Source organism: Vibrio maerlii (assembly GCF_003415655.1).
GTDB lineage: Bacteria > Pseudomonadota > Gammaproteobacteria > Enterobacterales > Vibrionaceae > Vibrio > Vibrio maerlii.
Genome location: NZ_QRHC01000004.1, coordinates 370,955 through 383,923 on the forward strand (window position 1 = coordinate 370,955; position 12,969 = coordinate 383,923).

The 12,969-nt window shown below is 44.1% G+C and carries 10 protein-coding genes; 5 read left to right on the forward strand and 5 right to left on the reverse strand.

Features of this window, described 5'->3' with window-relative positions:
• Nucleotides 1–7: 7 nt before the first annotated feature.
• Nucleotides 8–1,684, reverse strand: a complete 1,677-nt coding sequence (locus tag DPF91_RS09150) for an ATPase RavA domain-containing protein (RefSeq protein WP_117234100.1) — start codon at nt 1,682–1,684, stop codon at nt 8–10.
• Nucleotides 1,685–1,951: 267 nt separating this feature from the next.
• On the opposite strand from DPF91_RS09150, the gene DPF91_RS09155 reads away from it, so the two are divergent.
• The 3 genes from DPF91_RS09155 to DPF91_RS09165 all read left to right on the forward strand — a co-directional run bounded on the left by DPF91_RS09155 (nt 1,952) and on the right by DPF91_RS09165 (nt 3,893).
• Complete coding sequence (locus DPF91_RS09155) at nt 1,952–2,467, forward strand: NUDIX hydrolase (protein WP_117234101.1); 516 nt, start codon at nt 1,952–1,954, stop codon at nt 2,465–2,467.
• A 9-nt stretch (nt 2,468–2,476) separates the two neighbouring features.
• Nucleotides 2,477–3,484, forward strand: coding sequence for a low-specificity L-threonine aldolase (ltaE, locus tag DPF91_RS09160; protein ID WP_117234102.1), 1,008 nt, complete (start codon nt 2,477–2,479; stop codon nt 3,482–3,484).
• A 97-nt stretch (nt 3,485–3,581) separates the two neighbouring features.
• On the forward strand, nt 3,582–3,893 hold the full coding sequence (locus tag DPF91_RS09165) for a c-type cytochrome (protein WP_420855592.1): 312 nt from the start codon (nt 3,582–3,584) through the stop codon (nt 3,891–3,893).
• Nucleotides 3,894–3,957: 64 nt separating this feature from the next.
• Here DPF91_RS09165 and DPF91_RS09170 read toward each other — a convergent pair whose 3' ends face one another.
• The 4 genes from DPF91_RS09170 to DPF91_RS09185 all read right to left on the reverse strand — a co-directional run bounded on the left by DPF91_RS09170 (nt 3,958) and on the right by DPF91_RS09185 (nt 10,957).
• On the reverse strand, nt 3,958–5,568 hold the full coding sequence (locus DPF91_RS09170; RefSeq protein WP_117234104.1) for a peptide ABC transporter substrate-binding protein: 1,611 nt from the start codon (nt 5,566–5,568) through the stop codon (nt 3,958–3,960).
• A gap of 199 nt (nt 5,569–5,767) precedes the next feature.
• Nucleotides 5,768–8,824 carry an efflux RND transporter permease subunit gene (locus tag DPF91_RS09175; RefSeq protein ID WP_117234105.1) on the reverse strand — a complete coding sequence of 1,019 codons (3,057 nt, stop codon included), beginning with the start codon at nt 8,822–8,824 and terminating at the stop codon, nt 5,768–5,770.
• Complete coding sequence (locus DPF91_RS09180) at nt 8,821–9,879, reverse strand: efflux RND transporter periplasmic adaptor subunit (protein ID WP_420855586.1); 1,059 nt, start codon at nt 9,877–9,879, stop codon at nt 8,821–8,823. The genes DPF91_RS09175 and DPF91_RS09180 overlap by 4 nt, the downstream gene beginning before the upstream one ends.
• Before the next feature lies 1 nt (nt 9,880).
• Nucleotides 9,881–10,957, reverse strand: a complete 1,077-nt coding sequence (locus tag DPF91_RS09185) for an efflux RND transporter periplasmic adaptor subunit (protein WP_117234106.1) — start codon at nt 10,955–10,957, stop codon at nt 9,881–9,883.
• 158 nt (nt 10,958–11,115) lie between these two features.
• Between DPF91_RS09185 and DPF91_RS09190 the strand changes: the two genes are divergently transcribed.
• Together DPF91_RS09190 and add are read left to right on the forward strand one after the other, a co-directional pair.
• Nucleotides 11,116–11,829 carry a TetR/AcrR family transcriptional regulator gene (locus DPF91_RS09190; RefSeq protein ID WP_117234107.1) on the forward strand — a complete coding sequence of 238 codons (714 nt, stop codon included), beginning with the start codon at nt 11,116–11,118 and terminating at the stop codon, nt 11,827–11,829.
• A 122-nt stretch (nt 11,830–11,951) separates the two neighbouring features.
• Entirely contained in the window at nt 11,952–12,944 is a 993-nt protein-coding gene (add, locus tag DPF91_RS09195) for an adenosine deaminase (protein ID WP_117234108.1), read from the forward strand.
• The last annotated feature ends 25 nt before the right edge of the window (nt 12,945–12,969 follow it).

Below are 12,969 nucleotides of genomic sequence, written 5' to 3' on the forward strand. Positions count from 1 at the left end.
ATGATCCCTACTCAAAAAAACGGTCTAAGTTCAAGATTCGAGTAGCGGATTTATCAACCTGCTTACCTACTTGTTCTAGCTTATGGAGAGTATTTTGCAACGACTCTTCAATCTGAATCGGCAAGGCTGGTGAAACAAAAATATGTGGTAGTGCGGAATGGAAACTCGAACGTACGCGTAAAAGGCGAGTCTCGACCTCTTGCAACGTATTCTGAATGGATTCCGCTTTTTCTTTCCATTCTGCGTACAGCGTTTCATCTATACCATTCTCAGTGACTAGCGTCACTAATACAGAACGATTAGCAATATCTTTAACGACTAGACAGTTCGCCGCATCGAGCTCAACGCGAAGACGACACATGGTAGTACTTTGGTTCACATAGCCATAGACATCCCCTGCTCCGTCTTTCACCACGCGCTCGAACTCATCTTTAGTTACATATACCCAGCGCGTATCCCCTTTTTCAGACTCAGATACTGATAGGTTGCTCTGTAATAAAACTAGCTTGATGAGGTTACGAGTTTGCCCAACTTGATAAATCTTAGCTTTACGCAGATCGTAGTGATACACCTCTTTCTTGCGCAGACCTGTCGCGACTTCCATGGACGTTTCCATTGCGAACTGGTCTTCAATACTGTTTTGTAGCGCCTCGATGTCGTTTTCACAAACTTGGAGCGTTTCCGTTACATATTGCTGATCAAAAGCATGATTCAACGCGAACTCGCGAATCACTTGGTTAACCACCGCGTGGGTCTCTGGGCTATTCCACAAACAATCTTGTAATAGTAGGAGATCAAGCGAATTCACTTCATCACGACCATTAAAGAATGCACTCGCTTTCAACAGTTTTACAGCTTTCTTCCAACGACGGTCTGAAACATAAAGGTCGGTATCAGATATATCCACACCTTGCTCTTCCGCTCTCGCTTCAAGCATCGTCTTCAACTGGTAAAGTTTTTCAAACGCTTCATCATTCAAAGGCAATGTATTTAGCGCATCTTGCCAGCGATGGTATTCGTCATCGGTGATAGCCAAGCCTGGTGGTACTTCGGCTTCTTCGTTAGTACCAACCGTTAGCATTGACTTAAAGTTTTGCTTGTTCTGGATACGATTTACATACACACGCACAAGCATACGATCGTATAGCGCTTCTAAACCGCTCTCTTCATCTGGAAGCTCGTTGGAAGCTGATACCAACAAACGCATAGGTACGCGCTCAATTTCATTACCATTTTTAAACGTCTTTTCGTTAACCACAGTAAGCAGTGTGTTAAGAATCGCAGGGCCTGCTTTCCAGATTTCATCAAGGAAAACCACTTGTGCTGTCGGAAGGTAACCTTCAGTAAGGCGTACATAGCGGCCGTTATCTTTAAGCTCTTGGATACTTAGCGGGCCAAACACCTCTTCAGGTGTCGAGAAGCGAGTCATGAGGTATTCAAAATAACTACTATTATCAAATGCTTTGATTAAGCGCTTTGCAATCAGACTCTTAGCGATACCTGGAGGACCAAGTAGGAAGACACTTTCACCTGCTAGCGCCGCTAATAAACAGAGTTTAATCGTACTCTCTCTTTCATAAACACCATCCGATAGTGCATTGACTAAATTTTGGATGCGCTCTGAGAGTAAAGCGCTTTCTGCATGGGAAGGACGTGTGCTGGAGAAAGAAGAGACTGAATTCATAGAGGACCTCAGTTACCGTCAATCGATAGTTTTGACGATTGATGGTTAACGCAAAATATATTATTGATAGTTATAACAAAGCGATAGCTTACATTCGTGATGCAATCTATGTTTGCATAAACATATAGTTTAATTTTCAAAAATGGAAAACATTTCGTTACAAATATTTAGATTTGATCAGGAATCAGCAATAACTCGCACTAACGCGTTGTGTTTAAAAGCGAATAACATTAGGATTTTCTTTTTCCCCTAGCTCGTTAAGGATCTATGAGCAAAATCATTCATCAATGGAAGCGAATCTCTCTAAACGAAGATCAAGTCACGCTTCCTACCGGACAGACAATCACCCACACCACCATACATCACCCTGGGGCGGCGGTTATCCTTCCGATCTTGGAAGATGGTCGACTGGTTTTGGTTCGTCAGTTCCGTCCTTCTCTCAACAAGTGGATCCTTGAACTTCCTGCAGGCACCATTGAAGAAAATGAGCTGCCTTTGGCTTGTGCCAAGCGTGAACTGAAAGAAGAGACAGGCTACGAGTGTGAGAAATTTATCGATTTAGGACAGCTCACTCCCCTCGCTGGCTTCTGCGATGAAATTCAACATCTATTTATCGCGACAGATGTAAAACAAGTGTGTGGCCTCAATTGCGATGACGATGAAATTATAGAGATCCAACTGCTCACCGTTGACGAGCTAGAAAACTTAATAAAAACAAATCAAATTTCAGATACCAAAACCATCGCTTGCTTAAGCAAAGCAAAGCTGTGTGGTTATATTTAGGAGCCTGCCATGGATTTTCGTTCAGATACTGTCACTCAACCTACTCAAGCCATGCGTGAAGCCATGATGAATGCACCTGTCGGTGATGATGTTTATGGTGATGACCCTACCGTCAATGAATTAGAAGCGTTTGCTGCGAAAGAAACAGGATTCGAGGCTGCACTCTTCACTACCTCTGGCACCCAAGCCAACTTGCTTGGCCTAATGGCTCACTGTGAACGCGGCGACGAATACCTATGCGGTCAGCAAGCTCATAACTACAAGTATGAAGCTGGCGGCGCGGCAGTACTTGGATCTATTCAACCACAACCTGTAGAGAACAACCCTGACGGTACATTGCCTTTCGATAAGCTAGAAGCGGTAATCAAACCTGATGATTTTCACTTCGCTCGCACTAAACTGCTAAGCCTTGAAAACACCATCAACGGTAAAGTGCTACCGATGAGTTACCTGGCTGAAGCGCGTGAATTTGTTAACAAACACAAGCTGCAGATGCATCTTGATGGCGCTCGTGTCTACAACGCAGCGGTTGCACTAGATGTAGAAATCCGCGAGATTGCTCAGTACTTTGATTCAATGACAATTTGTCTATCAAAAGGACTTGCCGCTCCAGTAGGTTCGCTACTTTTGGGCTCAAAAGAGTACATAGAAAAAGCACGACGCATCAGAAAAATGCTTGGGGGTGCCATGCGCCAAGCGGGTATCCTAGCCGCTGCGGGTAAACTTGCACTGACTGAACAAGTTGCTCAATTAAAAACTGACCACGTAAACGCGAAGAAACTTGCAACCGGCCTGTCTCAGATTAGTGGTTTTAAAGTTAATCCCGACTTCATCCAAACCAACATCGTCTTTGCAAAACTTGATGCCAGTATCATTAATATAGATGACATCGCTGAAAAACTTGCAGAAGATGGCATCACTATCTCACCGAGCAACCCAGTACGCTTTGTTACTCACAAAGACATTTCGAATAAAGATATTGATCTTCTTCTTGAAAAGCTAAAGCAATACGCATAAAAACAAAAAATAATGCGGATTAGATTGAGCTTCCCCCTAGGGGAAGCTTTATCCTTTTGAACATCCGTTATTTTGTTGAACTGACGTCATGAACAAGATTCTTTTAGTGTGCCTAGTATTCACTACTTTTTCTGCAACACAATCCATCGCGAGCGCAGGGAACCCTGAGCTGGGTAAAGTAAAGGCGCCAAGTTGCATCTACTGTCATAACCCCAATGGTCGCCCTTCACAAACCGACTACCCCAATATTAATGGCCAGGATGCACTGTATCTATTTAATGCGATGAAGGCATATCAACAAGGGCTGCGTTCTGGCGCCTATGCTGACATGATGGCTGCACAACTTCGACACCTAAATGATGAAGATCTTAAAGATATTGCAGCCTTTTATGCACAAAGTGGCCAATAGCTAGCACTGTTTTAAGATAAAAATAAGGCTCCGATTGACGGAGCCTTAGTGGTCTGTAGTCTAATTAGTTTACGAAGTACAAGTCTTTAGCGTAAATATTACCTTTAGGATTATTTTCCGGGAGCCCTTTCAGCGTGCTGCGCACCAATCGAGTATGATTGTAGTGATAAAGTGGAATGATCGGTGCTGCTTCTGCCAAAATAGCTTCCGCTTGGCTATACAGATCATATCGTGCTTCTTCGGTCGGCGCTGACGCTGCTTTTGCCATCAACTCATCGTACTTTTCATTGCAGTACTTGCTCTCGTTCGCCACGTGGTTACAAGTAAAGGCTTCTAGTATTGAAGAGGGTTCTGGGTAGTCACCAAACGCCCACGAGCGCGCGACTTGGTAATCACCATTACTTTTCGCCGCCACGTAAGCTTTCCACTCCATATTCTCTAAATTGACTTTTACCCCGATGGATTTCCACATCGAAGCAATTGCCAGCGCGATTTTCTTATGGTTCTCACTTGTGTTGTATGTCAGCGTAAATTCGAGCGGATTATCTCGGTCGTAGCCCGCTTCTTTAAGTAGTTGGCGAGCTTCACCAATGCGAGCTGGTTGAGTTAGTTTCGCGAAGCTTGGTAACGGTGCTTGATAACCCGGAATGGTCGTTGGTACCGCGCTCAGTGCTTTTGGTTCACCCTGTCCGGTGATCTTTTCCACCAGAATGTTTCTGTCTACGCCCATAGTCAGCGCTTTACGTACACGAACGTCATCAAATGGGGGCTGAGTGGTATTAAACGAATAAATATAAGATCCTAACAGAGCTTGTGCTTTAATCTCGTCAGGGCTTTCTTTCATGAACCTTTGGTACTGCTCAAGTTGAACTCGATTGGTCATGTCGATCTCACCAGCTTGGTAGCGTACTAACTCAGCATTTTGAGAAGACAAACCTAAATAGGTAACACGTTCAATAACCGTTTTATCGTTGTCCCAATACTCAGGATTACGTGTCACCTCAACGTACTCGTTTGGTACCCACTTCTTCAGTTTGTATGCACCGTTGGTGACGATATTTTCAGCTTTTGTCCACTTATCTCCAAACTGTTCAACGGTATCTTGTGGTACTGGGAAAAAGGTTTTAACGCTCATCAAGCTCATTAGGTAAGGCGTTGGTTTCGCAAGTGTGATTTTTACTGTATGAGGACTCACAGCTTGAATGCCAAGTGACTCTGGGGACTTCTCTCCGGCTTGAATCTCCTTAGCATTAAGAATATTAGCCGTAGTGAAGTAGTGTCCTGTGTCATTACCGGTACTGGGATTAACGCCGCGCTGCCAAGCATAAACATAATCACTGGCTGTTACGGGTTTACCGTTCGACCACTTCGCCTCTTTTCGTAAGTTGAAAGTGTAGGTTTTTCCATCTTCAGAAACTTTCCAACTTGTCGCTTGCCCCGGAATAATCGCACCATTTGCATTTTCAATGACAAAGCCTTCAAACATGTCGTTGACGATAATATCCCCTGGCATGCCCGAATTTACAAATGAGGGATCTAAAGTCGCAGGTTCTGCACCATTACCACGAACAAAGTGTTGTTCAGAAGCAAGCGTTACTTCAGACGGAATATTGGCAGCAATAGCAGGAATAGTAAGAGTGGCTGCAATCAACACAGCAAGAGGTGATTTGATCATTATGTATATCCTATACAACGAAGACTATACCATTAGTCTTTAAAGAGGTTAGCCCTCTACTATATACAGTCACTCATCCGCAAAGCAACAGACTATTTACAATCTTAACTTTATTTTTTGATTCAATCTGATCCTAAAAAAGCCCCAGTCCAACAATGAACTAGGGCTAAAGATGCTAAATCAAAAATGATGCGTTAAATCATTTTGCTGGTTTAATGTTGTATAAGATTGCAAACACAACTGGTACAACGATCAGTGTCAGGATGGTAGCAAAGCCCAAACCTGCCATGATAGTTACTGCCATAGAACCAAAGAATGCATCGAACAGCAGTGGAATCATACCCAAAATCGTTGTCAGTGCCGCCATACTTACTGGACGAACACGTGATATTGCACTATCAAATACTGCTTGGTATGGGTCCTTACCAGACGACAGCTCAATATTGATTTGATCAAGCAATACAATACCGTTTTTCAAAATCATGCCACTTAAGCTCAATAGACCAAGTAGTGCGGTGAAACTCATTGGCATATCTGTCAACAACAGTCCGTAAGCAACACCAATGATAGAAAGCGGCACGGTTACCCAAACCACAATTGGTTTACGTACTGAGTTAAACAGCAACATAGTTACGATGAACATGAATAGATAGCCCATCGGCAGAGAAGCAAACAACATGGTTTGTGCGTCTGTCGATGACTCATATTCACCACCCCACTCTATGCTGTAGCCACTTGGCAATGGAATTGCTTCAACATTTGGACGAATACGATTGAATAAGCTCGCTGCGGTCTCTTCACCCAATATGTCGTGGTCCGCTAACACTGTTAGAGTGCGTTTTCTATCTTTACGTAAAATCAGTGGCTCTTGCCAATCCAGCGATACACCATCAATTACTTGCTCAGCTGGAATATAACTTTGAAGCGTTGGACTCCAGATCTTAATGTTGGTCAGTGATTCGAAATCAACACGCTCGTTCTCTGGCAGGCGTGCGATGATTGGTAGCATGTGGGTACCATCGCGCAATAGACCAATCGTTGAACCGCCAAACGCCATCTGTAGAGTATTAGATAGATCTTCTTTTGAGATACCTAAGCGACGTGCTTTTGATTCGTTAAACTGAGGTACTAGAACCTTAGTTCGCTCGCGCCAGTCATGACGAACGTTACGAGCACCAGGATCTTGCAATAAGACATCTTCTACTTGAACAGCAAGGTCACGTAGTACTTGTGGATCAGGGCCCGTAATACGTGCTTCAATTTTAGAAGCTGGTGATGGACCATTTTCTACCACTTTCAACTGGAACATTGGCTCAGTAAACGTCGTCGCCAACTCGCTATCCAACTTATTCAATAGAGTGTACATACTCTCTAAATCAGTGGTACGAACTTGGATCTGACCATACGCTTCATAGCTCTTCTCTGGTTGGTAAGTCAGTGCGTAACGCTGTATGCCTTGCCCGGTTGATGAAGAAACAAACTCAATATTGTCCTGCTCTAATAGGTACTCTTCGATATCTTCAACTTTATCGACAGTTTTACGAATATCTGTGCCTTCCGGCATCCAAACATCAACAAAGAACATCGGCGTGTTTGAAGCCGGGAAAAACGCCTGTTTTACCATGCCAAACGCGACAACCGCTGATACCAATAACGCAACCATCGATACCGCTGTAAACCAACGAAAACGTAGAGCAAACTTGAGTGAGGCACCAAATACCGTGTACAACAAGCCCTTATATGGATCAACCAGTTCCCCGTTTTCTGCGGTCTTCTCTTCTTTAAGAAGAAGGTCAGCTAAGAATGGAGTCAAAGTAAGTGCGGTGATCCAGCTCAAGAATAGTGAGTAACACAGTACCCAGAATAACGAGCCCATGAACTCACCAGTCGCATCTTGCGAAAGACCGATTGGTGCGAATGCCGTAATTGCTATAACCGTTGCACCGAGTAAAGGCCATTGTGTTTGTGTCACAATGTCTTTTGCCGCCTGTACTTTGGTACGTCCACGCTTCTGCCCAACCAGAATACCTTCTACAACTACGATGGCGTTATCCACCAACATACCAAGCGCAATAATCAAAGCACCTAACGATATCCGGTGCAGTTCAATATTGTTGTAGCTCATCATAATGAAGGTACCGAACACCGTCAGCAGAAGAACTAAACCAATAATGATGCCGCTTCGCAGCCCCATGGTGAATAGCAGCACCACAATAACAATGCCAACGGCTTGAGCTAGGCTCACTACGAAGTCAGCAACCGATTTTTCTACTTCCGCAGACTGGTTGTAGAAATAATTGATATCAACGCCGGCTGGCTTAATGCTTTCGAGAACCGAAAGCTCCGCTTCAATCGCTTTACCAACTTCAACAACATTGACACCTGAAGAGAACGAAATCGCTACGTTGATTGCAGGCTTACCATTGAAGTTAAGGACATTCGATGGTTTTTCTTGAATACCGCGAGTAACGGTTGCTACGTCTTTCAGGCGAATTAGGTTACCTGTGTCTCGACCATGAATGATCAGATCTTGAAGTGCTTCTTCAGATGTCAGTGTTCCGTTTGGACGAATCGTGATCGATTGACCGTTCACCATCACTTCACCAGAGGATTGAACATTATTTTGCTGATTTAGCAGGCCAACAACCGTACTCATATCTAGGTTTAATGCGGCTAGACGTTCAAGAGACATCTCAACAAACAGTTGCTCTTGTTGATCCCCTGCGATAGCTACCTTACCGACACCATCAACCAGTTCTAGCTCACGACGCAAGTAATCCGCATAACGCTTTAACTCAACATAGTCGTACCCATCACCGGTTAGCATCAGCATCACACCGTATACATCACCAAAGTCATCAATAACGGAAAGCGAGTTTACGCCAGAAGGCAGTGTCGGCTTGAGATCATTGATCTTTCGACGCATTTCATCCCAAATTTGCGGAAGCTCATCAGGGCCATACTCCATCTTCATGCTCACCATGATCTGAGACTTACCCTCAGATGAGATAGAGGTGATCTTATCGATATACGGCAATTGACGGATCGCCTTCTCAAGCGGGTATGTCAACTCTTCTTCCACTTCTTGCGCTGTTGCACCTGGGTAAGTTGAAAGAACCATTGCATCTTTGATGGTAAACGCTGGGTCTTCTAGTCGACCCAAGTCATTGAACGAGGTTACACCACCAATGGCAAGAATGATGAGAAATAGCCAGCTAATGACCTTGTTCTTTATTGAATACTCAGCGATGTTCATTTAGCTGCCCCTGTCAGTTCCATATCTTGCTTTAGTCTGCGCTGATTTGTCGTGATGATGATATCGCCAGCCTCAATGCCCGACACCACGATAGCACCACGGCTATTGATTTGGTCAACCGCCACTGGATAACGCTTTGCTAGGTTGTTTTCAAGCTTCCATACATAGAACTCTTGAGGCTCACGTCCCGATTCTATTGCTTGCATTGGCACTTGGAACCCACGATAAGTCGCTAGCCCCGCTTCAGCCATATCCACCAATACTCGTGCACTGGTTCCAGGCAGAACTCTAGGCTTCACTTGAGGCATAGCCATCCAGATTTCATAAGTTTGAGTTTCAGGGGACAGTTCACTGGTGTGCTCTAGGTAAGAAAGTTGGAAATCACCTCCATGGCCCGAGAATTCAACATCTGGCTGGTAACCATCCTGAGAGCGATTTTGGGGATTCAACGTCGCAAGTACCGAGTCAGAAACTTCAATCTTTACGTACACTTTGTCATCTTGATAAATTGAAACAACGGTTTCACCAGGAGTTACATTCTCAAACTTTTTCTTGTCTACGGCAGAAATTACACCATCAAACGGAGCTTTTAGGCGCGTGTATTTGAGACGAGCTTTCGCTGATTCTAAGTTTGCCGTTGTTAACTTGTAGTTTGCGCTCAGTTCATCTAACTCAGCAGCAGAAATCATATTATTGCCACGTAACTCTTTACCACGCTTTAACTGTTTGGATGCTAAGCGATAGCGCGCTTCCGCATCAGCCAAAGACTGTTTTAGGCGACTGTCATCAAGTGTCGCTAAAGTTTGGCCTTTGATCACTCGTTCACCTTCTTGAACAGATACTGAAGAAATCTCACCATCTAAACGAAACGCTAAGGGAGTTAGTTCAGCAGCGACCGTTTGTGCATTGAAGGTACGGGATTGCTTTTCGATTGCAGGCGCAACAACAAAGGTTTCAACCTTAATATCTACGACTGGACGATGCTCAGCTTGAGGCTTACATGCCATAAGCGACATAGCAGCCAGAGCAACGGCAGAATATTTGAATAATTTCACGTTAGATACCGCCCTCTTTCTTCCAAGGCTTCACTTCTTGGCCTTCGTATAGTTTACCAACACCCGCTTCGACAATAAGGTCACCGGTATTCAGCCCACCAATCACTTTGCCACTCTCATCAAGGGTCACTTCAATTTTTTGTAGTGAGCTGTTTTTTGGGTCAAAGCGGAACAGCTCGCCTTTACTACCTTCTTTCTCCACCCATGCTGATTCAGAGATTGCAATACCAATATCGTCTTGAGACTTGTAAACACTCACGAGACCAGTCATCCCAGAAAGCAAGTTAACTTGTTCTGGACGCTCAATGGTCAGCGTCGCGCTGTAGCTGTTGGTATCTTGGTTAGGTTGCGTCGAGATTTCTTTGAAAATCGCCGGGATCTTCAGGTCACGGCGGCTATCGGGAGTAACGGTTAGAGCAGTACTATAAAAATGATCGATGCCATTTTTCTCGATGTAAGTCACCGGTACCGTGAACACCACATCCAGTACCTGATTATCAATCACATTTAAGATTGGTTGGCTCGCCCCCACGACTTGATGTTCTTTAGCAAACGCCAACGAGATCACACCATCGTATGGTGCAGAAATGCGAGTGTAGCTCAGATCCGTTTTCGCTTGGTCGAGCGCCGCTCGCGCTGCTTTATAGCTGGTTTCTGTGCGATCAAACTCATCAGTACTGATTAAGCGCTTGATGTAAAGTTGCTCTGAACGTTTAAATGCCGTTTCGGCTAATTCAAACTCAGCTTGTTTTGCATCAAGAGCGAGTTGATAGTCAGTCGGGTCAAGCATAGCAAGCTCTTGTCCTTTACGAACGTGTGCCCCCATATTGACGGTTATACCTGATATCTCACCCGCTACCTGAAATGACAAAGTAGCGCGCTCGGTCGCGTCTACTTTTGCGATGAAGGAATCAACGTGATCTTTAGAAACATCAGGAATTTCAACTAACTTCACTGGCGTGACAACCGCGACTGATTCTTCAGATATCGCGTCATTACAACCGATTAGTGAAAGCCCTAACACCCCTACAGCGAGCCACTTTGCTATTGGCTTCATTCTGAATTGGCTAGACTTCATGAGTTTTGCTCGTTTTATTAGTTTATTACACAGTTGTGCAGTATAAGAGTTTAATGACTTCCGTCAATATATTTTCCACCTGTGCAATATAAATTTGAAAAGTGAAATCCACTAAGGCTAAAATAAGCATCGAGAAAAGACATTTTTGAGAGAAATCGATGGCTGAACGTAAGCAAGGTAAACGAAGCGCACAAGCGGCAGAAGAGACAAAAAGGCTGATCATCATTGCGGCGGCGGAGTTATTTTGCGATTTAGGGTATGAACGAGTCTCGATTCGTAACATCAGTGATAAGGCAGGCGTATCACACAGTTTGATTCGTCACCACTTTGGTAGCAAAGAGAAAATCTGGCATGCGATCAGTGATACTTTGCACGACCACATGCAAGATACGATGAAAAAAATGCTTGAATCGATTCCTACGCAATTACCACTAAACGCACGTCTGTATCAGTTTAGCTGTAAGATGCTCTCTCAAATCATCAGATATCCAATGCCGATGCAACTAATCGCGGATGGTATTCGCCAAGAAGACAAGCTGTTTGACTACTTTCTAACAGGAAAACACAAGGTCGCAGATACGGTTTTCCACCTATACGATGAGCTCAACGAGACTCGAACCAATCCAATTGATTTCTGGGAAGTGAAGTGGCAATTAACTTTATACGCACATGGCGCGATTAGCTTGAAACCATTGCTTCATCAAACCTACTTAGAGTTCGAAGGCGATAAGGACAAATGTTTGCTCAAACATTGGCAACTATTTGAGCAGCAAATGGCACGACTATTTGAAGTGAAAAATATCGAACGACTCAACCCTACTCGTATTGATGAGCTCATAGTGGAACTAGACTGTAACTGGTCAACAAGCTAACTCTCTAGGTTTTCATTCTCGACGTAAAACGATTGCGTTGACACCACATAGATATCACTTAAGCTATACAGGAAAAGCACCTAACTGGTGCATTTCCTAAAACTATAAGTATAAGTAAGTCTATGAACTACCAAGCACTTCCAAAGATCGACCTTCACTGCCACCTAGATGGCAGCGTTCGCCCTCAAACACTTATCGACCTCGCTAAAGAGCAGTCCGTAAAACTTGAATCTTACAAGCTTCCTGATGTCACCGAAGCGATGATTGCTCCTGAAGATTGCCCTAACCTCATTGAGTATCTAAAGCGATTTGATATCGCACTTTCGGTGATGCAAAAAGCTGAAGCAATTGAACGCATCTCATACGAGCTATTCGCCGATGCGGCAGAAGAAAACGTAAAATACATGGAAGTGCGCTTCGGCCCTCTACTCCACCTACAACAAGGTTTGAGTATTGGTGAAGTGATTGAGAGTGCGATTAAGGGTATGAAACGTGCCGAAGATAATCACGATATTCGTGGTAACTACATTCTATCGATTGTTAAAGGGACCCCTGAAGAACAAGTACCTGAGCTAATTGAAATCGGTGCTCAGTACCTAGACAAAGGCGTTGTAGCAATCGATCTAGCGGGAGCTGAACTTCCACACTTTGCTTCTGAATATCAACATTATATCGATTCAGCACGCGCAAAAGGTTACCGCGTAACTATTCATGCAGGCGAACAGGGTGACGGCAACAATGTACTTGAAGCGATTACCCTGCTGGGTGCGGAGCGTATTGGTCACGGAATTGGTATCAAGGACCATCCGCAAGCATACGAAGTGACTAAGAAAGAAGAGGTAGCTCTTGAAACCTGCCCAACCAGTAACATCCAAACGAAAGCGGTTCAATCACTTGAAGAGCACCCTGCTCGAGCTTTCTTTGACGATAAGCTCAATGTCACAATCAACACGGACAACCGAACGGTATCAAATACAACAATGACCGATGAAGTTCGTAAGACGATTGAAGCGTTTAACTTCTCTGAGCAAGAATATTTAGAGGTGTATAAAATCAGCGTTCTAAAATCTTTTGCGACTGATGAAGTGAAGCAAGAGCTACTTAAATACGCTTAAGCCCCCACCCATTACATCCGATACA